We start from the raw sequence: 26729 nt of genomic DNA, 5'->3' as shown, positions 1-26729 counted from the left end.
CAGGATCGGCATACAAGAAGCCATCGGGTTGGTCCCGTGGTTCTTGTAGAGCTCCATCGTCTCGCGGCCCATAGCCTCGCGGGACGCAGGGTCCTTCTTGTTCTTGTACTTCTTCTGCAGCGCCTGAAGTTCCGGCTGGATCATCTGCATCGCGCGCGATGCCTTGATCTGCTTGAAGAACAGCGGCATAAGCAGGATTCGCACAACGATCGTCAAACCAACGATCGATAGAATCCAAGCCCAACCCGAGCCGTCCGGGAGTCCAAGGAACACGAAGAGCTCGTGGCACAGATACATGATCCATGAAACGGCCCATTCAATGGGGTAAAGAAGATTCGGCATTAGGTCCACTCTCAGGGGCCAAGACTCGGTAGTCAGCGGACTACACGGTCATCTACTGGCGCTGTTGCTTCGTTGTTTTTTACCTTCTTAGGAGGAACGTCGTCCACGCCGCCCGGGTTCCATGGGTTACAGCGTAGTAGACGCCATCCAGCCAGAGCACTCCCCTTCAAGGCACCGTGAGTTTCCAGTGCCTCCACCGCATATCGGGAACAGCTCGGGTAGAACCTGCACCGTGGCCCTGAAAGCGGGGAGATGTACTTCTGATAGAGACGCACCAGTCCAACAAGCAGACGCTTTGGTAGTTGACGGAGGCTAGTCATCGTGTTGCCCTCTTGCCAGGACCTTGTCCACACAAGAGTTAAAGTCCTTCTCCAGGGAGCCAAAGTCGCTCGCCGCTGCTCGTGGAAGAGCGCGTACAACGAGCATTGAGCCTGCTGGTAGAGAGGTAAGTCGAGTCCGGGCAATCGCACGCAGCCTACGCTTCACGAGGTTCCGCGTGACAGCATTGCCAATTGCTTTAGATACAACAAAACCGACCAATGGTGCGTTCGTTGATCCCGCAGAACTAGCGAGGTGAACGACCATGGTCGATTTTCCTGTACGCACACCGGTGCGCACTGTCTGACCAAACTGGTCAGACCTGCGCATTCGGTGCGCCGTGTTTAGCACCGAGCTCAGGCTGAGAGCTCGGCACGACCCTTACGGCGGCGTGCTGCGAGAATCGCGCGACCAGCGCGGGTACGCATACGCAGACGGAAACCGTGGGTCTTCGCACGACGCCGGTTGTTCGGCTGGAAGGTCCGCTTGCTCACGAGGTACTCCAATATTGTTGAAACGCACCCTCTGATAGGGCACGCGATGTTGGTGGTGCATTCCAACTCAGTCGAGTACTTCTCCTGAAAGATCCGCACTGGATGGCCCTTTTTAGGGCAGGCGAATCTACTTGGAATTGCCTTAAAACGGTACGCCAGAAACAGGGTCGAGGTCAAATGATCGCAGCACTCAAACCCTGTGTTGATGGTCACCATCTCCACAGGGCGCTGGACTATACGTGTGTGTGAAGTCCGGATGACTCCGCGATCACCGCGGTCCTGGACTGACTGGTATCACTTTCGCGTTCGAAGTTACGCACAACCTTGCTGGCCGGGTGTGGATAACTATGCAACTTGTGGATACTGCGACTACGTTACCACTGGAAAACTACATGGTTGAAACTCAACACGACCAGTTGAATGGTGATTTTTCAACCGCTAGGCTTGCAGAATGCGTTTCCCACAGCCTGTGGAAAACTTTGTGGATGAACGCTAGAGTGAGAGACTCAGACACACGGATATCCGGATGTATTTCCACATCGACTACTCACGTTTATCCACAGACGCAGTAACTCAACAGGTTAGGACTACACACGGTGACGGCACCCAACGAGTCGATTGAAGTCATGTGGGAACGAGTACTAGAGGTACTCTCCAACGACTCAGCAGTGACACCCCGCGTCCTCGCTTACGTAAAGATGGCAAAGGTCCAGGGCATCATCAACGGAACTGTCGTCATTACCGTCCAAGATGACAACCAGCGCGACTTCCTCCAGTCTCGAGCAAGTGATGGCGTACTGGACGCGCTCACCCGAACCCTAGGCACTGAAGCACGGTTCGCGATCACCGTTGATCCGGACTTGGAAATCGAGCCGGAACCAGAGCCAGTAGCACCATCTGTGCACATCACTGAGCCCACTGCAGCGACAGAGGAATCGTCCGCCGCAGAACAATCCGTAAAGCAGCCGTCCACCCTGGATGACAACAGGCTCAACCCTAAGTACACCTTTGAGTCGTTCGTTATCGGGTCATCTAACCGGTTTGCGCACGCAGCAGCTGCAGCCGTCGCGGAGGCGCCCGCTAAGGCATACAACCCACTCTTCATCTACGGCGGCTCGGGTCTGGGAAAGACCCACCTCCTGCACGCGATCGGTAACTACGTTCTCAGCCTGTATCCCAACGCAAAGGTGAAGTACGTGAACTCTGAAGAGTTCACCAACGACTTCATCAACTCGATTCGTAACGAGGCAGCGGGAGCCTTCCAACGCCGCCACCGCGAAGTCGATTTCCTCCTCATTGACGACATCCAGTTCCTGCAGGGCAAGGAAGCAACGATGGAAGAGTTCTTCCACACGTTCAACACCCTGCACAACGCGAACAAGCAAGTTGTCATCACCTCTGACCTGCCTCCCAAGCAACTCAATGGATTCGAAGACCGCCTGCGATCACGCTTTGAGTGGGGTCTGATTACTGATGTTCAGCCGCCAGACCTCGAGACCCGTATCGCGATTCTGCGAAAGAAGGCGGCAAACGAGAAGCTTGCGGCTCCGGACGACGTACTTGAATACATCGCATCCAAGATCTCCTCGAACATCCGTGAGCTTGAGGGCGCGCTCATCCGCGTAACCGCTTTTGCAAACCTCAACCGCCAACCGGTTGACCTTGCACTCGCCGAGATCGTGCTCAAGGACCTCATTACGGATGACGAAGCCTCGCAAATCACCGCAAGTTCGGTGATCGCGCAGACTGCCGCCTACTTCGGACTCACCATCGAGGACCTGTGCGGTAGTTCGCGTTCCCGCGTGCTTGTGACTGCCCGACAGATCGCGATGTATCTGTGCCGTGAGCTCACGGACCTTTCATTGCCAAAGATCGGACAGCAGTTTGGTGGACGTGACCACACCACGGTCATGCACGCGAACAAGAAGATTACGGCTCAAATGGCGGAGCGTCGTTCGACCTACAACCAGGTCACTGAGTTGACGAGCCGAATCAAGCAGCAGCATCGTGGTTGAGCTGTGGCTCGCCCACGATTCACAGAGATTCGCGACACGCCAGAAAACGGCTCCTGACGAACAAATCAGCGCAAAACGCCGTGTCCACACCTGTGTATAACTCTGGGGAAAACCTTGGGACAACGGAACGACCTTTGTGCACAGGAACCCCCGAATATGTGGATAACTTTTCCAGTGATTGTCGAAATCCACGGCAGTGCAACGATATTCACAGTTCATCCCCGTCCACATGCACAGCCGTGACTGTGGAAAAATCAACGAATATTGCGACTATCCACAGAATCCACAACGGCTAATACGATGACTAACTATTACTCCTAAGGATTTCCACACACCTTCATGATGCTGAAGCTGTTCAACTCACGAACCAGCCAAGCCAGAACTTCCTCGAAGTACTCGGGGTGTGTATATCTTTGCGATTGCTTGTCTACACTTGACTTAGATTTCCTTTAGAACACGTGACCGAGCCATGCTCGAGAGGAGTACGAATGAAGTTCAGGGTTGAACGTGACGTCCTTGCAGAGGCAGTTACCTGGACCGCACGTACATTGCCAAACCGCCCGCCCGCTCCAGTACTTGCAGGTGTTCGCATCGAAGCTACTGCTGAAGGTGTGCTGAACCTCGCGACCTTCGACTACGAAGTCTCTGCTCGTTCGGAGATCCCAGCTGAGGTCCATGAGGCTGGAACAGTGCTCGTCTCGGGTCGTCTCCTTGCCGAGATCTCCCGCGCATTGCCTAACAAGCCCGTTGACTTCTCAGTTGACGGCAGCAAGGTGACAGTTGTCTGTGGCGCTTCTCGCTTTACGCTACTGACGATGCCGGTTGAGGAGTACCCGTCCCTTCCAAACATGCCAGAGCTTTCGGGCACCATCGCGGGCGATGTCCTAACCGAGGCAGTCAACCAAGTCACCGTGGCAGCATCACGTGATGACACACTTCCACTCCTCACCGGTGTTCGCGCCGAGATCGAGGGCGAGAAGATCACGCTCCTGTCCACCGACCGCTACCGCCTTGCCCTGCGCGAGCTCACCTGGAAGCCTGCTTCCCCGTCGATCTCCACCGTTGCACTGATCCGTGCTCGCACGCTGAACGATGTTGCAAAGTCGCTCGGCGCTGCCGGTGACGTCAACATTGCGCTTTCCAATGGCCCGGGAGTGGACCTTATCGGTTTCGAAGCCGGCGGACGCCACACCACCTCCCTTCTGGTGGACGGAGACTACCCACCGGTACGTCGCCTGTTCCCGGACGAGACTCCAATCCACGCGGTCGTAGCTCGCCAACCTTTGATCGATGCTGCAAAGCGCGTATCCCTGGTTGCGGAGCGCAACACTCCAATTCGCCTGAACTTCTCTGAGGGTCAGGTCGTACTGGACGCAGGTCAGGGTGACGACGCTCAAGCATCGGAGGCACTTGAAGCAGTGCTCGAGGGCGAAGAGATCTCCGTTGCATTCAACCCACAGTTCCTGCTGGATGGGCTCAACGCTATTGGAACGGACTTTGTTCGTCTGAGCTTCACTCACCCAAACAAGCCTGTGGAGTTCACCGGACAGGAGTCGCTGGACGGCGAGGACTCGAAGGTCTACCGCTACCTCCTCGTTCCAATCCGATTCGCTAACTGATATCTCGCTGGCGCACCAAGTGCCAGTAGATAACTCACAAACACCCTAGGGTTGCGATGTTTCACGTGAAACATCGCAACCCTTCCCCATTGAAAGGAGCTGAACAGGCGCGTGTATGTTTCCCATCTTTCACTCCTTGATTACCGTTCATATGAGCACGTGGACGTTGAGTTCCAGCCAGGTATCAACATCTTGGTGGGCCAGAACGGTCAGGGAAAGACCAACCTGGCCGAGGCCATCGGCTACATCGCCACGCTTGGATCACACCGCGTTGCTGCAGACATTGCGCTAATCCGAGCGGGCGCCCATCGCGCAATGATCCGCTCCAGGATTGTTCGTGGCGACCGCTCACAGACAGTCGAGATCGAAATCATCAACGGCAAGGCTAACCGGGCTAGGGTCAACCGCGGCACCCCGGGACGAGCTGCCGACGCTCTCGGAATTCTTAAAACGGTTCTCTTTGCTCCCGAGGATCTTGTCCTCGTCAAGGGTGATCCGGACGCGCGTCGTCGATTCCTTAACGAACTAACCATCTTCATTTCGCCGCGAATGTCCTCGGTGTTCTCGGACTACGATCGCGTTATCAAGCAGCGTTCCGCACTCCTCAAATCCGCGATCGCCGCCCGTAAGGCACACCGCGAACTGGACCTCTCCACGCTCGATATCTGGGACGCGAAACTTGCAAGCCTTGGTGCGCAGATCATGGCGTTCCGCCAGCGGCTTATCGTGGCACTCCGCCCCTACGTCCACAGCAGCTATGACGAGGTCTCGATGAGCCAGTCGGTCGCGCATATCGAATACGAGTCCTCGGTGGACGCGGTTCTGGCGGACGCACGGAAACTCGATGCGTTCCGCTCGGAGGAACTCCCCCGGCCTGATGTGCACCACACCGTGCAAAGCATCGAGGAGATCGAGGCGGAACTCCTAGAGTCACTCAAGATCGTTCGCCCTAGAGAGCTTGAGCGCGGGGTGTGCCTAGTGGGTCCCCACCGCGACGAGGTCGCGATGACGCTCAACAACCTTCCCGTGAAGGGTTATGCGAGCCATGGCGAGAGTTGGTCGTTTGCCCTTGCGCTGCGCCTCGCGTCCTACCGCCTCATGACGGACGGCCCCGACTCCCAGGACGCATCCGACTCTCTCTCCCAATACTGGTGGACAGACTCGGACGTGGACACCGAGCCTGTTTTGATCCTCGACGACGTATTTGCCGAACTAGATTCAAAGCGTCGCCGCCAATTGTCCAGAATTATTTCTGGTGCACGACAAGTGATTATTACTGCCGCTGTAATGGAGGACATTCCGGAGGATCTTGGTGGGAATATATTCCATGTTTCTTCCGGAACCGTAGTTCCAGAGAAGTCCCTGGATAATTCGGATACCTCCGAATCAATTAACGACGATTCCCTCGCGTCCTCGCTACCATCTTCTGTTTCGGTTAACAGTGGTATTGCGGATGGAGCGAAGCCGGACCAAGATGGTGAAGACAGTACTTCACCACTCGATGCCGAGGACGCATGATGTCAGGCGAGCTCTTTGACGACGACGTAACGGGGGTTCCCGTTGCGGAAGCGTTTGAGTTGGAGACTGCAAAGGAATACGCTCGCGCAGCGCTCAACCGGGCCAAGGCAAACGCGAGGGCCCGCGGCTTCTACCCCGGAAAGCAGGCACCATCGCGGTTTACGGAGCCACAGGTGTCGGGGGCTCGCGCCGGTGGACGAGACCCTAAGCCGCTCTCTGCGACCCTTGGCGCGCTCCTTGTGCAGCGAGGCTGGAACCAGGACGTTGCAGTGGGCGGAGTGATCGGGCGCTGGCCCGAAATTGTGGGTAAAGATATTTCTCAGCACTGCACGGCAGAATCGTTCGAAAATAGCATTCTTGTAGTGCGCGCACATTCCACAGCATGGGCCACACAATTAAAGTTTCTGTCCCCTGAGATTATGCGAACCATTTCCGCCGAGGTAGGCGATGGCGTGGTCCAGGAAATTCGCGTGCTTGGCCCGGACTCCCCCAAGTTCACGCGGGGCAAGTATTCAGTTAAGGGACGCGGGGCTCGCGATACCTGGGGGTAATTCCACGCAGCTCGTACCCCAGAGCCTCAGAGCTTAACCTGCCGCCACCCGCAGGAGGACCGGTTGACGGTCTGAGCGTAACGCACCTCGATCGTCGAAAATCAGGGTTTGAGGGGCGCCGAAGGCGGCCCGCACCAGATCGCAGCGAGGCGATTACGGCGGCTGCCGAACGAGCAATGGCAAACGGGGGTGAAGATCCCGGAGAAACGGCGAGATTTCGCCAAAAATAGATGGCACTTCACAGGTGTCAAAGCCCGGATTTGTGCCCTATTTTTGATAGAATGGCTGGGTAACTCTGGTCGAAACTCACGGCCAGATATCGAGCGGCAATACAGGCCACGCCCGCGGCACTCAGTTCAGGGGAGCTGAACCCACATGTGCCGATGAGCAGGTCCGTTCCGCAGGATGACTAGGAGCACCACTTCTCGTGGCAGAACTCAATAACGAAGCGCAAGAACCACAGGCCGCAAAGCCAGCTATGCAGCAGGGCGGCGACTATGGGGCAAGCGCAATCACGGTCCTCGAGGGCCTTGAAGCAGTCCGTAAGCGTCCAGGAATGTACATCGGTTCCACCGGTGAGCGTGGCTTGCACCACCTCGTGTATGAGGTAGTCGACAACTCTGTTGACGAGGCACTCGCCGGATACTGCGATCACATTGAAGTGACCATCCTCGAAGATGGGGCTGTCAGCGTTTCCGACAATGGTCGCGGAATCCCCGTAGACATCCACCCCACCGAAGGAAAGCCGACCGTCGAAGTCGTCATGACGATCCTGCACGCCGGTGGAAAATTCGGTGGCGGCGGATATGCGGTCTCCGGTGGTCTTCACGGTGTGGGTATTTCCGTGGTGAATGCGCTGTCGGCACGTGTTGAGACCGTGGTTAGGCGTCAGGGCTACACCTGGTACCAGTCATTCGCGAACGGTGGAATCCCACAGGGCACGCTGCGCAAGGGCGAGGCCACTGAGGAAACGGGAACTACCCAGACCTTCTGGCCAGACCCAACAATCTTCGAAACCACAGAGTTCGACTACGAGACCCTGCGTGCACGATTCCAGCAAATGGCGTTCCTGAACAAGGGACTCCAGATCACGCTCACTGACTTGCGTCCAACCTCTACCGACGAGACCGGTGAGGAAGTTGCAGGAGACGACACCCCGTCCCCAACCAACCCACGCCGAACGGTGACGTACAAGTACGACAACGGTTTGTTCGACTACGTGGCGCACCTCAACTCAACCAAGAAGTACGAGGTCGTCAACCCTGAGATCATCGACTTCGAATCGGAAGATACCGAGAAGAAGATCTCCGTTGAGATCGCCATGCAGTGGACCTCGGCCTACTCCGAGTCCGTGCACACGTACGCAAACACGATCTCCACGACCGAGGGTGGAACGCACGAGGAAGGCTTCCGCGCGGCACTAACATCGCTGGTCAACCGCTATGCGCGCGCCAAAGGCATCCTCCGCGAGAAGGAAGACAACCTCACCGGTGACGACATCCGTGAGGGTCTGACCGCTGTTGTTTCCATCAAGCTCGGCGAGCCGCAGTTCGAGGGCCAGACCAAGACCAAGCTGGGTAACACTGAGGCCAAGACATTCGTCCAGGGAGTCGTCAACGACAAGCTGGGTGACTGGCTTGACGCTCACCCGAACGAGGCCAAGGAGATCATCAAGAAGGCTCTCCAGGCTTCCGCCGCTCGCCTCGCAGCACGCAAGGCACGTGAGGCTACCCGCCGAAAGGGACTCCTAGAGTCCGGCGGTATGCCAGGAAAGCTGCGTGACTGCCAGTCCAACAAGCCCGAAGAGTGCGAGATCTACATCGTGGAGGGTGACTCCGCAGGTGGATCCGCAGTTCGTGGACGCGACCCACACACCCAGGCGATCCTGCCGCTGCGTGGAAAGATCCTCAACGTTGAGCGTGCCCGCCTCGACCGTGCGCTCTCCAACCTCGAGGTTCAGGCGCTCATCACGGCATTCGGCACGGGTATTGGCGAGGACTTTGACGCCAACAAGCTGCGCTACCACAAGATCGTGCTCATGGCCGATGCAGACGTCGACGGCCAGCACATCACCACGCTGCTACTCACGCTCCTGTTCCGCTACATGCGCCCACTCATCGAGCACGGCCACGTGTACCTCGCCCTTCCACCGCTCTACCGCATCAAGTGGACCAACGCAGAACACGACTATGTGTTCTCGGACCGTGAGCGTGACGAGACAGTTACCGCAGGTACCGCCGCGGGTCGCCGACTCCCCAAGGAGAACGGCATCCAGCGTTACAAGGGTCTTGGTGAGATGGACTACACCGAGCTGTGGGACACCACCATGGACCCTACACACCGCACACTGCGCCAAGTCACGCTCGACGATGCGGCCGCAGCAGACGAAATCTTCTCCGTGCTCATGGGCGAAGACGTCGAATCGCGCCGAAACTTTATCCAACGCAACGCCAAGGACGTGAGGTTCCTCGACATCTAGCGCTCCACCGTCCACAGACGGACCGTGAAGCGGTTCGGCGCCACGCGCCAAGCCAGCCACCACGGAAGCGACACCCCGCAACGTAACGCGAGGGAATCGTCGTGAAGCACAAGACATCAAGGAATTTCAGACTTAACCAGGCGCTTGCGCCGGAGAATTAGGAGAGGAAAATCGTGGCAGACGATCAAACTCCAGCAGACTACGAAATCAACGAGGAAGCACCTCGGCACGAGGAACTCGTTGTGCACCACGGCAACGTGGAGCAAGTTGACCTCCAAACGGAGATGCAGCGCTCGTACCTCGACTACGCAATGTCAGTCATTGTGGGACGCGCGCTTCCGGACATCCGTGACGGCCTGAAGCCCGTACACCGCCGCGTGATCTACGCGATGTACGACGGCGGATACCGCCCAGACCGCGCGTACTCGAAGTGCTCGCGTGTGGTCGGTGACGTCATGGGTAAGTTCCACCCGCACGGTGACACCGCCATCTACGACACCCTGGTTCGCCTGGTCCAGGACTGGACCCTGCGCTACCCGCTCGCCGCCGGACAGGGAAACTTTGGTTCCCCAGGTAACGACCCCGCAGCAGCACCCAGGTACACGGAAACCCGCATGGCGCCGCTTGCGCTCGAGATGGTCCGTGACATTGACAAGAACACCGTTGACTTCCAGGACAACTACGACGGACGCACCCAGGAGCCATCGGTTCTTCCTGCACGCTTCCCAAACTTGCTGGTCAACGGCTCGGCCGGTATCGCAGTGGGTATGGCGACCAACATTCCACCGCACAACCTGCGCGAGGTTGCGAACGGTGTGCAGTGGTACCTAGACAACCCGGATGCTTCTCGTGAGGAGCTCCGCGAGGCGCTCATCGAGCGCATCAAGGGCCCGGACTTCCCTACCGGCGCAACCATCCTGGGCCGCAAGGGCATCGAGGACGCATACCGCACCGGCCGTGGCTCGATCACGCAGCGTGCAGTGGTCAACATCGAGGAAATCCAGAACCGCATCTGCCTCGTGGTGACCGAGCTCCCGTACCAGGTCAACCCTGACGCACTCGCGCTCAAGATCGCGGACTACGTCAAGGACGGCAAGATCTCCGGGATCGCGGATATCCGCGATGAGACCTCGGGCCGTACCGGTCAGCGCCTGGTCATCGTGCTCAAGCGTGATGCGGTGGCCAAGGTCGTCCTGAACAACCTGTACAAGCACACACAGCTGCAGGAAAACTTCTCCGCTAACATGCTTGCTCTCATCGACGGCGTGCCACGCACCCTGTCGATCGACGCGTTCATCTTCCACTGGGTCAACCACCAGATGGACGTCATCTCGAGGCGTACGGCCTACCTCCTGAAGGAAGCCGAAGACCGCATCCACATCCTGCGCGGATACCTGCGCGCTCTGGACAACCTCGACGAGGTCATTGCCCTGATCCGCCGCTCCCCAACAGTGGATGAAGCCCGCGAAGGCCTCATGAACCTCCTGGGAATCGACGAAATCCAGGCAACCGCGATCCTGAATCTCCAGCTCCGCCGACTGGCAGCACTGGAACGCCAGAAGATCATGGACGACCACGCAGAACTCGAAGCGCAGATCAACGACTTCAACGACATCCTGGCCAAGCCAGAGCGTCAGCGCGCGATTGTCAGCGACGAACTCACCGAAATCGTGGACAAGTTCGGCGACGACCGCCGCACCACGATCCTTCCTTACGGCGGCGAGGTCTCCATGGAGGACCTTATTGCAGAGGAAGAGGTCGTAGTCACGATCACTCGCGGTGGATACGTCAAGCGCACCCGTTCTGACAGCTACCGTGCGCAAAAGCGTGGCGGCAAGGGAGTAAAGGGAGCGGCGCTGCGCGAGGACGACCTCGTGGACCACTTCTTTGTCACGACCACCCACCAGTGGCTGCTGTTCTTCACCAACTTTGGCCGTGTCTACCGCGCCAAGGCGTACGAGCTCCCTGAGGGCGGTCGCGACGCCAAGGGCCAGCACGTTGCAAACCTCCTGGCCTTCCAGCCGGGAGAGCGCATCGCGCAGGTACTTGATCTCAAGAACTACGACGACCACGAGTACCTGGTTCTCGCCACCCGCCGCGGTTTGGTCAAGAAGACCCGCCTGTCCGAGTACGACACCAACCGCACCGCCGGTCTGATCGCAATCAATCTGCGTGAGGATGACGAGGGCCGTGCTGATGAGCTCGTGTCAGCGGTTGCGGTCAACCACGATGACGACCTCATCCTGGTGTCCCGCAAGGGCCAGTCGATCCGCTTCCGTGCAGACGATGACACCCTGCGCCCAATGGGACGCGCGACCTCCGGTGTGACGGGCATGAAGTTCCGCGACAACGACGAACTGCTCTCCGCAGACGTGGTCCGCGAGAACTCCGACATGTTCGTGGTCACCGAGGGCGGCTTTGCCAAGCGCACCGACATCTCCGAGTACCGAGTCCAGGGCCGAAACGGCTACGGAATCAAGGTTGCGAACCTGGTTGAGGAACGCGGAGATCTCGTTGGCGCACTGATCACTGAGGCAGAAGATGAAGTTCTTGTGATCATGAAGAAGGGAAAGATCGTGCGTTCTGCGGTTTCGGAGGTTAACCGTACCGGCCGAAACACCCAGGGTGTAACGTTTGCTAAGCCGGACAAGAACGACAGCATCATCGCGGTTGCCCGCAACGTTGAGCGCAATCTCGGCGATTCCGAGCTCGAAGACGGCGAGTCTGACGAGGTCTCTGAAGAGACCTCAGAGGCACAGATCGTTGGCGAAACCGTGAACGACGAGGCCACCCCAAGCGAGCACGAAACAGCCGAAACTACAGCTGAAGAAGAGAACGCATGAGCACATCGAATAGCAAGTCGGTAGCAGGAGGCCAGGTCACGACCCCTCCCGCCCCAACGGCCGGCGGTGCCCCAGCAAGCTTCACTCCGAAGTCATCGGGATCGGCTCCGGCCGCTTCCGGCGCGCTGCCTGTAGGGGCTGGTAAGCCCGCAGGGCAGGGGGAATCCCCTCGCACGGCTGGCTCGGTACGCCCGGAGCTTGTGGGACCACGCCGCATCAGGCTGTCGGTGTCACGCATCGATCCATGGTCCGCCATGAAGATGTCGTTCCTACTCTCGATCGCCCTGGGAATCATGATGGTCGTGGCGGCTATCGTGTTCTGGAAGGTCCTGGACGGCATGCATGTGTTCACAGAGGTGGATGCCATGGTCAAGGAAATCCTCGGCGAGAAGACAACCGTCAACATCCTGCAGTACGTTGAGTTGTCTCGAGTGGTGTCGTTGGCCACAATTCTGGCCATCGTGGACGTCGTTCTCCTCACCGCCATTGGCACCATCGGAGCGTTCCTATACAACGTTGTTGCTGCTCTTGTGGGTGGAATCCACCTCACGCTGACCGACGACTAGGCACGAGTTTCTCGCATCATTTAGCGGTTTGCGGCGGGGGATCCTGTTCGATTTTGGATTCCCCGCTCAAATCGTGTAACTTTAAGTGTCGTTGAGGGAACGGAAACGAATCCCACGACTACGGGCCTATAGCTCAGGCGGTTAGAGCGCTTCGCTGATAACGAAGAGGTCAGAGGTTCAAGTCCTCTTAGGCCCACTACCGAACCCAACCAAAGGGGAAAGTGAAATGAAGAAGTTTTTTATTGTTCTTCTGACTGCAGTCGCAGGTTACGCCGTTTGGCGCAAGGTAACCGGTGACGACGGACAGCGCGATCTTTGGTCTGAGGTTACGGATCCGATCAACTGATCGGAAGCCACTGGGGCTATGGCGCAATTGGTAGCGCACCTGCTTTGCAAGCAGGGGGTTAGGGGTTCGAGTCCCCTTAGCTCCACAGAATGAAGAGAGGCACCGCTTATGCGGTGCCTCTCTTTTTGTGTCTGCACTGTGGTTGTGGGGCCCGTGGTTGTGTGGCCGCCTTGCGGCTCGGCGTGCGTGGAGCTTGTGGGTATGTTGGGCCTCGGGCCTGCAGCCCCTGGGTGTGGGCCCCGTAGTTTCTTACATGGTCTTTGATTTTCGACGATCAAGCGGACACCCAGCCCCCATCCACCCTGACGTCAGGTCAGGCATGTTGGGTTTGTTGCATCGACCGGTTCGGGCCTACCAGGATTCCGACGAGGAGTTGCACGCACGCCAGAATCCCCAGGAGTGTGAAGGATGCAGTCCAGGCGCCCGTTCGCTCGGCGAGGAAGCCTGCTGCTACGGGTCCAATAGCCGCAAACAAGTAACCGTAGGACTGTGCCATGCCGGAGAGTTTGGTGGTGTCCTGGGGTGTGTGCGAGCGGAAGTTGATGAGGGAGAGGGCCACCACGAATGAGGAGCCAGAGCCGAAACCGCCAATGATCGCCCACAGGATGCTGAGTGAGGGCGCTATAAGTAGCCCGCAGATTGTCACGATCATCGGGATGCTTGCGGTGATGGCTGCCACGGTTTGGCTGTGGGGCCGTCTCATGAGTGCGGGGATGAGTAGCCCGCCGCCGACACCCACGATTTGGTACACAAACAGGTTCATGCCGGCCTGTGCGGGGGTAGATCCTTCAGTGATGAGGAAGGTGGGCAGCCAGGTGGCAAGCACATAGAAGGTTGTGCTCTGCAGCCCCATGAAGGCGGTCACTAGCCATGCTGTGGGCTGCTTCCACAAAGGGACTTCAGTAGCGGGCTTGTCACCCATGTGTGCGCTCTGACCTGCTGCTGAACTTGCTGAACTGTTGTCCAGTGTGATGGAGGTAAAGCGCTGGGCAGGAGCTGATGAGCGGGCCCGCGGGAACCAGAGGAAGGCCACCACTGTGGCAGGAATCGCCCAGAAGGCCAGTGAGAACCGCCATCCAGAGGTACTTGCCACGGGAACAGCCAGGGCCGCAGCAGAGGAAGCAGCGATGTTCACTGAGGCGGAGTAGATGCCCATCGCAAGGGCACCACGGGCTGGGTAATCGCGCTTAACAATCGTGGGAGTGAGGACGTTTCCTATGGCGATTGCGCAGCCCACGATGCTCGCACCGACCCAGAGCCCGGCGCTTCCGCCGTAGGACCGGATGACAATTCCTACGGCAAGGAGAACCAAAGAGGCGAGCACCGTGCGTTCCATGCCGAATCGCCTGGCAGGGTGATGGACCAGAGGGGAGATCAACGCGAAAGCGAGAAGTGGGATCGTACCCAAGAATCCGAGGACTCCCTCGTCTAGGAAAAGATCAGATCCTATTTGTGGCAAGAGTGGCCCTACCGAGGTGAGGGCCGGACGCAGGTTGATTGCTACGAGGAAGATCAGTGCCAGGACTATTGGGGCTGGAAGCTTAACTCTTCTTCGTTCTGCGCCACCAGATTCACTCATGTCTGCTCTCATCCCCTTCACATGCAACCCTTCCCCACCCTAGTGCGTTGGCAAGTGTCCTCGCGCTGGCAGAACCATGCATGGAAATCTTTAGGGGTGACCGAATGGAGTCTCCAAGGGTCCTTGGACTCACGGATGCCCGATCCCCTGTCGTACTCTGATCGAAGGGACTGAGGAAGAGGGCGTGTAATGCGGCAGGTGCCGGTCTACTTTTATTCATCCAAATCAGGGATGGTCAAGCTGTTTGCGCAGAACCTGGCGCGGCCGGTTTTCGATCTGGGAGACCGGGATATTCGCTCGACTGTGCCCGACGGGCCGTGGGTGCTCCTGACACCTTCGTACAAGACCGGAAACGCGGACAATGACACGCTCCCCGAACCGGTGAAGCGCTTCCTGAGGAACCCTGAGGTGCGACGCAAGATGGTCGGGGTCATGGGCTCCGGGAACCGAAACTTTGGCACTCACTACCAGGCGGCGGCGCGAGAAATCGCCAAAAAATCGGGTAGACCGATGCTCTTTGAGTTTGAACTCCAAGGCACTCAGTGGGATGTTGAGGATGCCCGCAAGATCCTTGAGGAGCTGGACCTGGAGATTTACCGGGGCCATGGCGGGGACGCTGCAAACGCTAGGCCACAGGAAACGAGAACCAACCCGGTGGAGCCTTCGGCGCCCACCGAGGAATAGGTCACGCTACCCGCAAGAGGGTTAAATTCGCGACTAGAATGAGTCCGGTGTCGGGCTGATAATTCATGCACTGGCATGAATACATTCAACTGATTGTCGCGGGGAATCCTTACATGGCTGAAATCGAAGACCTGAGTAGCAGCTCCGGTCGGGCAACCGACAGGGCAACCAACCAAGCGTCCAACCACGCTGCCCAGGTCACGCCCGACCCCACGAACGGGGCCAGCGTGGCCCCACCCGAGGAACCCGCCGCCGAGAACACGCTCAAGCGCGGCCTGAGCGCCCGACACATGTCGATGATCGCCATCGGTGGGGCGATCGGCACGGGCCTGTTTGTAGCATCAGGCAACACGATCTCCCAGGCCGGTCCGGGTGGTGCCCTGCTCGCCTATGGCGTCATCGGGTTCATGGTGTTCCTGCTCATGCAGTCGCTCGGCGAGATGGCCACATACCTCCCGGTTCCGGGCGCGTTTGCAGAGTACGCCAACCGCTTTATCAGCCCTTCGTTCGGCTTTGCCACCGGCTGGAACTACTGGTTCAACTGGGCGATCACGGTGGCCGCGGAGCTCGTGGCCGCAGCGATTGTTATGTCCTATTGGGCGCCGGGAGTACCTGCGTGGATCTGGTCCGCAGCCTTCCTGACCCTCCTGATCCTCCTCAATCTGTTTGGTTCCAAGGCCTTTGGTGAGTCCGAGTTCTGGTTCGCCATGGTTAAGGTCATCGCGGTCGTGGTGTTCTTGGCGCTCGGCGTGCTGATGATCTTTGGCATTATGGGCGGCAACTCCCCCGGCTTCACCAACTGGACCGTGGACGACGCGCCATTCCCGGGTGGCATGACGGCCGTGGTCGCGGTCTTCATGATCGCCGGATTCTCGTTCCAGGGAACCGAGCTCGTGGGTGTGGCCGCCGGTGAGTCCAAGAACCCGGAACGGGACGTCCCGCGTTCGATCCGCTCGATCTTCATCCGCATCATGCTGTTCTACATTGGTGCGATTACCGTGATTGCGTTCCTGATCCCGTACACCGATTCGCGACTGCTCGACACCGACATCACCGACATCGCAGTCTCCCCCTTCACGATCGTGTTCGAAAACGCGGGCGTGCTCGGCGCCGCTACACTCATGAACGCGGTCATCCTGACCTCTATCCTGTCCGCCGGTAACTCGGGACTGTACGCGTCCACCCGCATGCTTTACGCCATGGCGATGGACGGCAAGGCACCCAAGATCTTCCGCTCGGTCAACCGCCACGGCGTCCCGATCCCCGCGCTCGCGATGACCGCCGCGATCGGCGGTTTCGCATTCCTGACCTCGCTTATTGGCAATGGTGGCGCGTACGTGTGGCTGGTTAACGTGTCCGGCCTGTCTGGCTTCATCGTGTGGATGGGTATCGCCTGGTCGCACTACAACTTCCGCCGCGCATTCGTGGCGCAGGGCCATGACCTGTCCGAACTCAAGTTCAAGGCCCGCTGGTTCCCATTGGGCCCGATCGTCGCGCTCCTCATGTGCGCCGTGGTCATCATCGGCCAGAACTACAACGCCCTGTTTGGCGGCGGAAAGCTCATTGAGATTCTGTCCTCATACATCGGAATCCCGGCGTTCCTAGCCATCTGGATCGGCCACAAGGTGGTCACCAAGTCCCGCGGCATTCGCCCTGAGGACGCCGACCTGTCCCGTCCCATGGTTGAGGCCTGACGGGCTCATAAAACCTGATTTTCGACGATCGGCCTGCGTTGCAGCACCATCCCACCCGCCCAGCGGCCTAGGTGAGATGCGGCTGGGACGCAGGTCGATCGTCGTTAATGGGGGTCTGACCATGGGAGCCGAGATCCTAGGTACAACGGTGACTTCCTAGCTGGAGGCTAGGAACTCACAGCCACAGCTAGGATCTCGGCGTGGGGTGCTGGGGCGGTGGGCATGGTGGGCTTGCGGACGGCTGCCGGAGTACCCTTGGTGGTTGGAAAGCCGCAGCGAAACAGGAGTAAACGTGGGCGCAAAGCAACAGGATTCCGGGGACGAGAGTATCCGCAGGCGGACATTTGGTGCGGCGGAATCCGTGGCGGATTTTGAGGCGAGACTCGCCGATGTGCGCGCCCTAATCGGGGCTGCGGCGGCCCGTGCGGGCCGGGATGCGAGCCAGGTGCGACTGCTGCCCGTATCCAAGACGGTCCCACAGGAGCGGCTGCGCAACGCGCACGCCGCGGGCATCACGCACATGGCCGAAAACAAGGTCCAGGAGGCCCAGCGCAAGAGCCGCGAAATGGCTGATCTGGACCTGACGTGGGCGATCATCGGACATCTGCAGACCAACAAGGCTAAGGACGTGGCGGAGTTTGCCACGGAGTTTCAGGCCCTGGATTCGCTGAAACTCGCGGAGGCACTGGAGCGCCGGCTTGAGGGATTTGACCGCTCATTGGACGTGTTGGTGCAGGTCAACACGTCAAGGGAGTCGAGCAAGACGGGTCTGGCGCCGGAGGATGTAGAGGACTTCATCAAGGCACTCCCCCAGTTTTCCCGGCTCAATGTCAGGGGATTCATGACCATGGCGCCGTTCAGCGCCGACCCAGCGCGCGTGCGCCAGAGTTTTGCAGAGCTCCGTGGCCTGAGGGATCGTGCGCGCGAGTACGCGCCCGAGGGGATGGATCTGTCTGAGCTGTCGATGGGCATGTCCGGGGACTTTGAATTGGCCATCGAGGAGGGCGCCACAGTGGTTCGGGTGGGCCAGGCAATCTTCGGATCAAGGTCGTATCCGGCGTAGTGCGCGGAAAACCTTAAGCGCGAACGGCCGGCCCTTTCGGGCCGGCCATTGTTGGTCCGCGAACTCCCAAGGAGTGCAGACCTCCTCCGGACCAATACCAGCCTATGAACTCGATAAGAGATCGCAGCGATTGAAGTAGGCGTGACTAGTTGGTGAAACTAGTTTGCGCGGCAGGCGGCATCGATCTTCTCACCGGCGATGGGTAGCGCCGCAACCTGCTCTTGCAACTCCGGAATGACCTCTTGTGCCTCGGCGATGGCGTCCGCGTCACCTGCGGCAACCTTCTTATAGTCGATCTTGTCGGAGATGTTGGAGGTTTCCTTGACCTCGTCGATGAAGAGCTTGAGCGGCTCCTTGATTTCGTCAGTGGTAAGAGAACCCAGTGCCATGTTGAGTCTGTCGATCACTGGCCCGTAAACCTCACCCGGTGTGGCTTCACCGTTCTGGACCTTGGACATCCCATCGGAGAGCATCGTCATGACCGAGTTCAGCTCCTCATTGAGCGAAGTGCAGTCCGCAGTCACTCCTGCAGCGGTCTCCTCGGAGGTTTCGTCTGTGGTGGGATCTGGAGTCTCCGTTTCAGCGTCAGTGGTGGAAGTGGTGGTGCTATTGGTTTCCTCGGGGGCCTTGGCATCGCCTGAGCATGCGCTAAGGCTGAAAGCGAGGGCTAGGACGCTGGCGGCGGACGTGATTCGGACGAGCGACTTGCGCATGGTTAAGACCTTCTGGTGCGAAATGGAAAGGCACGCGCTGGCGTGCCTTTCCTTCCACCCCACCAGAGCGGGAGCGCTCTGCACACCTTTTTGTTGGGTCTTCACCCGGGGATAAGTACCCTGTATTTCATCCAAAATCGCCTGACCAGTACAGACATCACAACCTTTGCGGGTAACGAAATCGAATCGACGGCCTGTGGAACTCTAGTTGGCTGGTCAGTGGCTTGGAGCTAGGCTCGAGTTGGCGGGAATTAGGCCTTGGCGGTGAATCGGGCCTGGACGGAGGCGCTCACTGTGATGTCCTGCGGACGCACGGTGACCGAATCCATCTTGGCCGAGCGCATCATCCCGTAACTCGCCGACTCCGCAGTGGCGGAGTTGAGCAGGCCCACGTCCGCGATCTCGATGAACTCCACGGAGGAGAACTGCGCTGCGCGGGCATATTCGAGGGCCTTTGCCTTGGCATTGCGCACGGCGAGCGCGCGGACCCGTGACGTCACGGTGTCGTGCTCGTGGTCGGAGAGGCCCCAGGACACCTCGGGAAGCTCAACGCTGTCGAGGTTGCTCTGCTGCTCCATCCACTCCGAGACGGCCTCAAAATTGGTAAACACGGCGATGAACGTGGTCTGGGCGTAGTGGACGGGGCTTCCCTGGCTGCCGTCCTCCTTCCAGGGGCGAGAGGTCCACGTGGTGGTTGCGCCCATGGACCAGGACTCGACAGGGGTGTTCTCTGTTTCGGCGAGTGCGCTGAGAGAGGCGTGAATGATGGCCGTGGACGCCGACATTCGGGCCTTGGCTGCAGCCGGGTCGAGGTCCTGAGCCTGGACGTTTGCGGTGACGGTTGCGCGGGTGGGTGCGAGGCTCTCTGAGGCCTCCCCTTGAACGGTGATCTGCATGGTCACAATGTATGCCGGGTGCGTGGGATGCGCGAGGAGGAAATGCTTGGCGGCGTGGCCAGTGCGGCTCTGTGGCTTGGCCGCCGTAGGTAGTGCTCCCAAGTAGATCATCCACATGGTGGCATTGCCATGTGGACAACCAGCGTGCGCGCGAATCAACAGATGGGCCTCACAGTGTGGATATCGTGCGTCGACCGGTGGGGTTTGGTTACGTCTGGTCTGCCACCTTGAGTCAGGTCGTTCTACCTGACTTCCTGAGGTTGGTAGTTGGGTGACGTGGTGCCAGCTTGTGGGACTCAGCCAGCGCAGATCTTGTCAATCTGCGTGTACGCGTCCTTAAGTTGATCCTGCGCGTTGGAAAGGTCCGCGTTGAACTGCTCCATCGCAACTACGGCTGATTCATCGGCCGCGTAGACGGCCGCAGGGTCGAAATCGTTGAACACCCCGGCATACTGTCCAAGGGAATCGGTGAACGTGGCAAATGGCTCGGCTAGGTCCGAACTCTTAATCTGCGGTTTCACGCCATTGAATGCCTCTGCGGTCATTCCGAGCGCCTCACGCGCGGTATCCGCGAGCTTGGATGCAACCTCAGGGTCATCGAACCCCGTGGGGTCGAACCCCAAGCCCGAGACGATGGCGTCCAATTTGGATCCGACGGAAGTGGCGGTTTCCACGATGAGTGTGCACTCCTCGGTGGTCTGCTCACTGAGGCCCGGCGGGTCCCCGGGGGCTGAGCTCTGAGATCCGCCAAGACCATTGTCCGAAGGTACACCGGAACATCCTGCAAGAGTGCAGGTCAGCGCAAGAACAACGAGCATGCGTGCGCGCATGATTCTCCTCTCGCGCGGTCCGTGGGTCCCGGTTGCTTGGCCTCCGTAGTCAGGGACAGTGACTACGGACCGACTCCAGGGTGCTAGTCCGAGTTTCCAGGGTGGCTCCGGTAATAGTGACCCAGATTCGCACCACCCCGCAACACCACCCCGCAACACCACCTCTCCCTCCTCCCCTCCCTCCCACTCCCCCATCGAGAGTGTTCCTGAGCCCACTCTCGTCATCGAGAGTGGGCTCAGGAACACTCTCGATGGAAAAAGAGGGGTGGGGTTGGCAACGGGTGGGGTAGGCCGGTGGGGAGTAATTGGGCAGGCAAAGCCAGGCAGGGGCAGCCAGTCACCAGGAATAGTTGAACCATCAACGGAGTTGTACCGATCGGACCCACTCTCACCTCGATCTTTCTAAGGCGGACACACCATGGCGGACTACGGCCAGGACATTCTCTTTGGTTCGTTCATCACCCCGGTCAACGCGAACCCGCAGCACGCCGTGAACATGGCCGTGGCCTCGGAAAATGCAGGGCTGGACCTGGCAACGTTCCAGGACCACCCCTACCAGCCGTCGTTCCTGGATACGTGGACTTTGCTGAGCTACGTTGCGGCGCAGACCTCCCGCATCAAACTCTCCGGCAACGTCATCAACCTTCCGCTGCGCCCCGCCCCGGTGCTGGCGCGCGCAGCGGCCTCGCTCGACCTCCTCTCCGGCGGGCGTTTCGAGCTGGGCCTGGGCGCCGGCGGCTTCTGGGACCCGATCGTAGCCATGGGTGGCAAGCGCCTCACCCCGGGACAGTCCGTGGAGGCTCTGTCCGAGGGCATCGACGTGATCCGCGAGCTCTGGAACACGGACACCCGCGAGCGCCTCGTATTTGATGGCGAGCACTACCAACTCAACGGCGCCAAGCGCGGCCCTGCGCCGGCGCACAAGATCGAAATCTGGGTGGGTGCCCTCAAGCCCCGCATGCTGCGCCTGGTGGGGCGCAAGGCTGACGGCTGGCTCCCCTCACTTGGCTACCTGTCCTCGCACGAGGAACTGCGTGGCATGTCCGAGGTCATCGACGCCGCCGCCATCAAGGCCGGCCGCGACCCCAAGGATGTTCGCCGCATGACGAACGTGGGCGGGCAGTTCCTGAATGAGCGCACGGACAAGTTCCTGCAGGGAAACAAGGAACAGTGGGCTGAGGAACTCGCGCTCCTCACCCGCGAATACGGAACCTCGACCTTCATCATCTCCGCTGATCAGGCTGAGTTGGTTGAGTACTTTGGTACCGAGATCGCACCAGCCGTGCGTGAGCGCGTGGCCTCTGACCGCCGCGATCGCTCCGTCCTCTAACCAATACCGCCACCCAGCCCCGGCAAGGCACCCGGCGCCCTACCCCGCGCTTCCCCACCTCCCCCACAAAGGTTTGTTTTATGGACTACGGTCACTACCCCATCCTGGGTATTTCGGTTCCTTCGGATCACCACGCGCAGGCGCTCGCGGCCGCCCAGGCGGCGGACCGCCTCGGTTACGGCCGCGTGCCCGTGTCAAGCACCCCCTCGGCCGCCCAAATTCTCGACGATTCATCTGCTACCAGCACCGATGCAGCCTCGCTGGACCCGTGGACCGTCACGGCGTGGATCGCTGGTGGTACCAAGAACGTCAAGGTTCGCGCCGACTTCCGCACGCTCGATCAAGGCCAGGCCATGGTGTTGGCGCGTGCCGCGGCCTCGCTCGACCTCCTCGCGGACGGCCGCGCTGAGCTGGCCATTACCACGCACGAGGACGACGTGGTGGACCGGCTGACCGAGGCCACCGCGATCATCAAGGCCACGTGGGATGCCGCGTCTCGCGTTCCACTGTCCTTTGTGGGCGACTTCAACCGCGTCTCGGAGGCCCCTCGCGGCCCCGCTCCCGCGCACGCGTTGTCCATCTGGATGGGCGGCGTGAGTGAACCCGAGCTCGTTGCTGCGGGAGAACTCGCCGATGGATGGATCGTCAACGCTCAGGATCTGCTCGCAGCCGACGGCACGCTTGACACCCACGCACTCGCTCAGCACTTGAGCACGGTTGATCGCGCAGCTGTGGCGATGGGACGTGACCCGAGGGAAATACGCAGGAATATCGTCGTGAATCCGGGCGTGATTGAGGCGCTAGCGGAGCGCGAAGCGCGCCGCGCCGCTCAGGCGATGGCGGCGCTGGTGGGCGCCGGAATCGCGGAGATTTCGCTTGCGACCACGGATATCGAACTCATCGAGTTCGTGGCCGATCAGGTCTGGCCACTCTCGCTGGAACTTGTGGCGGCGCAGCGCGACGCCGACGGAACCGTGGTGGGCGTGGCCAAGAACATTGTGGCGCGTGCGCAGCGGACGTCGGGTGTGGACTACGATTCCGTGCCCGCACAGCTGCGCGATCGCATGGTCGAGCCCGGCGACCCGCACTACGGGAACTTCACGTCCACGTACATGCGCGGTGGCTCCCCAGCGCTCGTCCTGCGGCCGCGCACGGCCGAGGACGTGGCCGCGGCGGTCACCTGGGCCAAGACCCAGCCCGTGGAAATGTCCATCCGGTCCGCCGGCCACGGCATCTCCGGCAAGTCCACCAACCGCGGTGGAATCATCATTGACCTGCGGGAATTGCGTGAGATCGAGATTATCGACGAGTCGGCTGGGCTGGTTCGAGTGGGTCCCGGAGCGCAGTGGGCTGAGGTGGCGGCCGAGCTCAATCCGTACGGTCTTGCCATTAGTTCGGGTGACTCCGGAAGCGTGGGCGTGGGTGGGCTCGCCACTGTTGGCGGAATCGGGTTCTTCTCGCGCGACCACGGTTTGACGATCGACTACATTCGCGCGCTTGAGATCGTTACCGCTGATGGGCGCATTGTGCGGGCGTCTGAGACGGAGAACCCTGAGCTGTTTTGGGGCATGCGCGGCGCGGGCCCGAACTTTGGCATCGTGACCTCTTTTGAGTTCCAGGCCCGCAGGGTTGGGCTCATCGGGTTTGCCCAGCTGCAGTTTGCCGTGGACGACCTGACCGCGTTCCTAGTGGACTTCGGGCAGGTCGTGGAGGATTCCGAGCGGGACGTCACCATGTTCCTCGTAATGGGTAAGCCGCAGCCGGGTCAGCCTTTGATCGCGCAGGTCTACGGGGCTGTGAACTCGAGCGATGCCGAGGTGATTGTGGATCGCCTGCAGCCGTTTGCGAACCTCGCCCCGATGGTTGGACAGACTGTGTACTTGACCACGTACTCCGGTGCGATCGGTGCCCCACACGTGGGTCCGCAGCAGGGCCAGGGCAACCCCGTGTCGCGCGCTGGGGCCGCGCGGCACATTTCGCGGGAACTGGCGCGGGAGATCGAGGTCCTCATCCGCTCCGGACAGACGTACTTCTTCCAGATCCGCACCGCAGGTGGGGCCGCAAGCGACGTGGACGAGGAAGCAACCGCGTTCTCCCCACGCGACGCCCAGTTCCACCTGCTCGCCATGGGTTCCTCGATGCCTCGCTTGGAGCGGGCATGGGAGCCGTTGGCCGAGCACCTGTCGGGGTACTACCTCAACATGGACACGGACCTACATCCCGAGCGTGTGAGGGCTGCGTTTACGCAGGCCACGTGGGATCGCCTGGTTGCGCTCAAGCAGGAATGGGACCCGCAGAACGTGTTCCGCGATAACTTCAACATCGCACCCGACGCACAGGTCTAGGTGCGGTGATGCTGGGGCGAAACCAGAATCGTCGAGAATCTGGGCGTGTAGTGCGACATCCGGCGCAAAAGGCTGTGTAACCATGAGATATGGCGCTCAATCTTGAAGAAATCTACGTTGACCTTCACCAGAATCCAGAGTTGTCGTTCCAGGAGTTTCGTACCGCCGGCATAGTTGCCGGGCACCTGGAGGACCTCGGGTACGAGGTGCACACCGAAATCGGACAGACCGGAGTCGTTGGCGTGCTGTTCAACGGCGACGGACCCACCGTGCTCCTGCGCGCGGACATGGACGGCCTGCCAGTCCTTGAGGAAACGGGCTTGGACTATGCCTCCGAGGCACGCGGGACTGACCGCGCAGGCAACGATGTACCCGTCATGCACGCGTGCGGCCACGACGTCCACGTCACTGCACTACTCGGAGCCGCCGAGGAACTGGCGGAGACCACAAACGAATGGTCGGGGACGGTCATCGCGCTGTTCCAACCCGCCGAGGAAGAGGGCGGTGGAGCGCAGGCGATGGTCGATGACGGCCTCTACGACATCGTCCCCACCCCGGACGTGGTGCTCGGTCAGCACGTTGGGCCACTGCCAGCGGGTCTTGTGGGACTGCACGCGGGCGTGACCATGGCGGCGGCCGACTCGATCGGCATCACGATGCACGGCGTGGGCGGGCACGGATCGCGCCCAGAAACCACCGTGGATCCAGTGCTCATGACCGCAATGCTCGCGGTGAGGCTGCAGCAGATCGTGTCCAGGGAGGTTGGACCGCTCGAGCAAGCGGTGGTCACCGTGGGACAGATCCACGGCGGCACCCAGAACAACATCATCCCTGCCAAGGCGAGCCTCGGGCTGAGCGTACGGACGTTCAACCGCGACGTGCGGTCCCGCGTGATCGGCGCGATCGAACGTATTGCCAACGCGGAAGCCGAAGCTGCGGGAGCCGTACGGGCCCCTGAAATCGAGTACCAGGAGTCCTTCCCTCTCACCGTGAACGACCCGGAAGCAACGGAACGCGCGCGAACCGCACTCACGGAGGTCCTCGGGGCAGACAACGTCATCGATTCCGGCGTGGTGTCTGGGTCAGAGGATGTGGGAGTGCTCGCCGACGCAGTGGGTGCGCCCCTCGTGTACTGGTTCATCGGCGGAAGCGACCACTCACTGTTTGTGGGTGCAGACTTCACACAGGGCTTCCCCACCGACATTGCCTCCAACCACTCCCCTCTGTTTGCGCCGGTCATTGAGCCAACTCTCAGCGCGGGCGTGCGGGCGCTCGTAACGGCGGCACGGGAATGGCTTGCTTAAGGGCTCACAGGTTCAGGGGATTCTCGGCCTAGTGGAAGTCCACGTCTCTGAGCCCTACCCCTCTAGTTCTCTGCGCCTCACTGCACGTCGCCTCACCTCTATGACCTCAGTGCACCTCACGAATCGGATCTCATGCACCTCGTTCTCCTCTTAATGTCCCTGGGTTTCCTTGGTTTTGGTATTTGGGGGTTCCTGAAGGACCGCACAGCGTTCCGCTACCCAATCTTTGCCATCGTGGGGATCTTGGGGATCATTGTTTGGATCTCGGTAAGGTTCAATCTTCCCTTCCCGGTCCTCCTTGTGCTGGGCCTGGGAGCGCTCGCGGTCGCGATGTCCTTCCCGGTGTTGGTGGTGTTTTTGCTGGCCAACGGGCTTGTGATGTTCCGTCGTGAGGCACGCACGCTGGGTAACCTGCTGTCCCTGCTGGCGGGTGTGGGGTTGTTCTTCCTAGCGTGGTCAATGACCAAGATCTTCAACCAGTACGAGGTCAATGGCTTTCTGGCCTGGACGTGGTTCTTTGTGGCGACCACAGTTGCCTACATTTCGGTGGCGTTCCTGCTGTATCTGCTGATGTCCTGGCTGTATTCGGCCGTGCCCACGCGGGTCGTCCCCACCTACGGGATCGTGCTGGGCTCGCGACTCATCAGGGGCGAGGTCCCTCCCCTGCTCCGGGCGCGCCTTGACAAGGCACTGGAACTCTACAGGGGCTGGTCAGCTAAGGGAAAGGTACTGACTCTGATTCCTTCGGGCGGTCAGGGCCCAGACGAGTCGCGGCCCGAGGGCGTTGCCATGGGCGAGTACCTCGAGAACCAGGGGGTTCCTCCCGAGCACATCATCGTGGAGGATCGGGCCGTCAATACCCTTGAGAACTTGCGGTTCTCTCGCGATCTCATGGCAGACCCCAACTCCCCCACGATCGTGGTGACCAACAACTACCACGTGTTCCGCGCCGCAATGCTGTGCCGAAAGCTGGGAATCAAGGCCCACGTGCACGGTTCTCGGACCGCGTTGTACTACCTGCCCTCCGCCGTTATGCGCGAGTTCATCGCCATCATGGCCCAGTACAAGTGGCTCAATGTCGCCGTGATCGGCGCGCTCTTTGTCATGTGCGCAAGCGCTTATGTGGCCTGGCTTAACGCCTGAAATCTTGCGTTCGCGCTGATCAGGTATTGATTTTCGACGATCTTGGTTGCCTTTGCG

23 protein-coding genes and 2 tRNA genes are annotated in these 26729 nt (G+C 59.9%); 17 read left to right on the top strand and 8 right to left on the bottom strand.

Going from position 1 to position 26729, the window contains the following annotated elements:
* The 4 genes from yidC to rpmH form a co-directional block, all read right to left on the bottom strand.
* A partial coding sequence (yidC, locus tag HGSM_RS03455) for a membrane protein insertase YidC (protein WP_040594275.1) occupies nt 1-342 on the bottom strand: 342 nt, incomplete at its 3' end.
* A gap of 32 nt (nt 343-374) precedes the next feature.
* Nucleotides 375-662 (bottom strand): membrane protein insertion efficiency factor YidD, encoded by a 288-nt coding sequence (gene yidD / locus HGSM_RS14030; protein WP_081581291.1) that lies wholly within the window; start codon nt 660-662, stop codon nt 375-377.
* Nucleotides 655-1011 carry a ribonuclease P protein component gene (gene rnpA, locus HGSM_RS14025; RefSeq protein ID WP_081581290.1) on the bottom strand — a complete coding sequence of 119 codons (357 nt, stop codon included), beginning with the start codon at nt 1009-1011 and terminating at the stop codon, nt 655-657. Before rnpA ends, yidD begins: the two co-directional genes overlap by 8 nt.
* A gap of 5 nt (nt 1012-1016) precedes the next feature.
* The gene (gene rpmH, locus HGSM_RS14020) at nt 1017-1154 is read right to left on the bottom strand and encodes a 50S ribosomal protein L34 (RefSeq protein ID WP_010849920.1); all 138 of its coding nucleotides are present in this window, start codon (nt 1152-1154) and stop codon (nt 1017-1019) included.
* Nucleotides 1155-1780: 626 nt separating this feature from the next.
* Between rpmH and dnaA the strand changes: the two genes are divergently transcribed.
* From dnaA to HGSM_RS03410, 10 genes are all read left to right on the top strand, one after another.
* Nucleotides 1781-3169, top strand: coding sequence for a chromosomal replication initiator protein DnaA (gene dnaA, locus HGSM_RS03450; protein ID WP_040594592.1), 1389 nt, complete (start codon nt 1781-1783; stop codon nt 3167-3169).
* Between the two features lie 488 nt (nt 3170-3657).
* Nucleotides 3658-4788: a DNA polymerase III subunit beta gene (dnaN, locus tag HGSM_RS03445; RefSeq protein WP_019147347.1), complete on the top strand. Its 1131-nt coding sequence runs from the start codon at nt 3658-3660 to the stop codon at nt 4786-4788.
* A 111-nt stretch (nt 4789-4899) separates the two neighbouring features.
* A complete protein-coding gene (gene recF / locus HGSM_RS03440) occupies nt 4900-6306 on the top strand; it encodes a DNA replication/repair protein RecF (RefSeq protein WP_081581289.1) in 1407 nt (468 codons plus the stop codon).
* Nucleotides 6306-6857 (top strand): DUF721 domain-containing protein, encoded by a 552-nt coding sequence (locus HGSM_RS03435; RefSeq protein WP_081581330.1) that lies wholly within the window; start codon nt 6306-6308, stop codon nt 6855-6857. The genes recF and HGSM_RS03435 overlap by 1 nt, the downstream gene beginning before the upstream one ends.
* Before the next feature lie 478 nt (nt 6858-7335).
* Entirely contained in the window at nt 7336-9336 is a 2001-nt protein-coding gene (gene gyrB / locus HGSM_RS03430) for a DNA topoisomerase (ATP-hydrolyzing) subunit B (protein WP_051009654.1), read from the top strand.
* A 206-nt stretch (nt 9337-9542) separates the two neighbouring features.
* Entirely contained in the window at nt 9543-12179 is a 2637-nt protein-coding gene (gyrA, locus tag HGSM_RS03425; protein WP_051009652.1) for a DNA gyrase subunit A, read from the top strand.
* Nucleotides 12176-12745, top strand: a complete 570-nt coding sequence (locus tag HGSM_RS03420; protein ID WP_019147342.1) for a DUF3566 domain-containing protein — start codon at nt 12176-12178, stop codon at nt 12743-12745. The genes gyrA and HGSM_RS03420 overlap by 4 nt, the downstream gene beginning before the upstream one ends.
* A gap of 122 nt (nt 12746-12867) precedes the next feature.
* Nucleotides 12868-12941 (top strand) — tRNA-Ile (locus tag HGSM_RS03415).
* Nucleotides 12942-12971: 30 nt separating this feature from the next.
* Entirely contained in the window at nt 12972-13091 is a 120-nt protein-coding gene (locus tag HGSM_RS14770; RefSeq protein ID WP_019147341.1) for a DLW-39 family protein, read from the top strand.
* A 12-nt stretch (nt 13092-13103) separates the two neighbouring features.
* Nucleotides 13104-13176: transfer RNA gene (locus HGSM_RS03410), tRNA-Ala, on the top strand.
* A 228-nt stretch (nt 13177-13404) separates the two neighbouring features.
* Here HGSM_RS03410 and HGSM_RS03405 read toward each other — a convergent pair.
* The gene (locus HGSM_RS03405) at nt 13405-14670 is read right to left on the bottom strand and encodes a CynX/NimT family MFS transporter (RefSeq protein WP_040594272.1); all 1266 of its coding nucleotides are present in this window, start codon (nt 14668-14670) and stop codon (nt 13405-13407) included.
* Nucleotides 14671-14859: 189 nt separating this feature from the next.
* Here HGSM_RS03405 and nrdI point away from each other — a divergent pair, with 189 nt between their 5' ends.
* The 3 genes from nrdI (at nt 14860) to HGSM_RS03390 (ending at nt 18111) form a co-directional block, all read left to right on the top strand.
* On the top strand, nt 14860-15354 hold the full coding sequence (nrdI, locus tag HGSM_RS03400; protein ID WP_019147339.1) for a class Ib ribonucleoside-diphosphate reductase assembly flavoprotein NrdI: 495 nt from the start codon (nt 14860-14862) through the stop codon (nt 15352-15354).
* Between the two features lie 113 nt (nt 15355-15467).
* Nucleotides 15468-17048 carry an amino acid permease gene (locus HGSM_RS03395; protein WP_019147338.1) on the top strand — a complete coding sequence of 527 codons (1581 nt, stop codon included), beginning with the start codon at nt 15468-15470 and terminating at the stop codon, nt 17046-17048.
* A gap of 292 nt (nt 17049-17340) precedes the next feature.
* On the top strand, nt 17341-18111 hold the full coding sequence (locus HGSM_RS03390) for a YggS family pyridoxal phosphate-dependent enzyme (protein ID WP_019147337.1): 771 nt from the start codon (nt 17341-17343) through the stop codon (nt 18109-18111).
* 158 nt (nt 18112-18269) lie between these two features.
* Here HGSM_RS03390 and HGSM_RS03385 read toward each other — a convergent pair whose 3' ends face one another.
* The 3 genes from HGSM_RS03385 to HGSM_RS03375 all read right to left on the bottom strand — a co-directional run bounded on the left by HGSM_RS03385 (nt 18270) and on the right by HGSM_RS03375 (nt 20550).
* Nucleotides 18270-18824: a hypothetical protein gene (locus HGSM_RS03385; protein WP_019147336.1), complete on the bottom strand. Its 555-nt coding sequence runs from the start codon at nt 18822-18824 to the stop codon at nt 18270-18272.
* Between the two features lie 251 nt (nt 18825-19075).
* Nucleotides 19076-19720 carry an SIMPL domain-containing protein gene (locus tag HGSM_RS03380; RefSeq protein ID WP_195891333.1) on the bottom strand — a complete coding sequence of 215 codons (645 nt, stop codon included), beginning with the start codon at nt 19718-19720 and terminating at the stop codon, nt 19076-19078.
* A 296-nt stretch (nt 19721-20016) separates the two neighbouring features.
* Nucleotides 20017-20550 carry a hypothetical protein gene (locus HGSM_RS03375; RefSeq protein ID WP_019147334.1) on the bottom strand — a complete coding sequence of 178 codons (534 nt, stop codon included), beginning with the start codon at nt 20548-20550 and terminating at the stop codon, nt 20017-20019.
* Nucleotides 20551-20968: 418 nt separating this feature from the next.
* On the opposite strand from HGSM_RS03375, the gene HGSM_RS03370 reads away from it, so the two are divergent.
* The 4 genes from HGSM_RS03370 to HGSM_RS03355 all read left to right on the top strand — a co-directional run bounded on the left by HGSM_RS03370 (nt 20969) and on the right by HGSM_RS03355 (nt 26672).
* On the top strand, nt 20969-21880 hold the full coding sequence (locus HGSM_RS03370; RefSeq protein ID WP_019147333.1) for an LLM class flavin-dependent oxidoreductase: 912 nt from the start codon (nt 20969-20971) through the stop codon (nt 21878-21880).
* An 80-nt stretch (nt 21881-21960) separates the two neighbouring features.
* Nucleotides 21961-24225, top strand: a complete 2265-nt coding sequence (locus HGSM_RS03365; RefSeq protein ID WP_019147332.1) for an LLM class flavin-dependent oxidoreductase — start codon at nt 21961-21963, stop codon at nt 24223-24225.
* An 89-nt stretch (nt 24226-24314) separates the two neighbouring features.
* A complete protein-coding gene (locus tag HGSM_RS03360; RefSeq protein WP_019147331.1) occupies nt 24315-25529 on the top strand; it encodes an amidohydrolase in 1215 nt (404 codons plus the stop codon).
* Between the two features lie 132 nt (nt 25530-25661).
* The gene (locus tag HGSM_RS03355; RefSeq protein WP_019147330.1) at nt 25662-26672 is read left to right on the top strand and encodes a YdcF family protein; all 1011 of its coding nucleotides are present in this window, start codon (nt 25662-25664) and stop codon (nt 26670-26672) included.
* Nucleotides 26673-26729: the final 57 nt, after the last annotated feature.

Origin of the sequence: Timonella senegalensis JC301, from assembly GCF_000312125.1 — a bacterium.
GTDB classification, from domain to species: domain Bacteria; phylum Actinomycetota; class Actinomycetes; order Actinomycetales; family Cellulomonadaceae; genus Timonella; species Timonella senegalensis.
The sequence above is the reverse complement of the archived record's forward strand: the minus strand, read 5'-3'. Positions and strand labels throughout refer to the sequence as shown.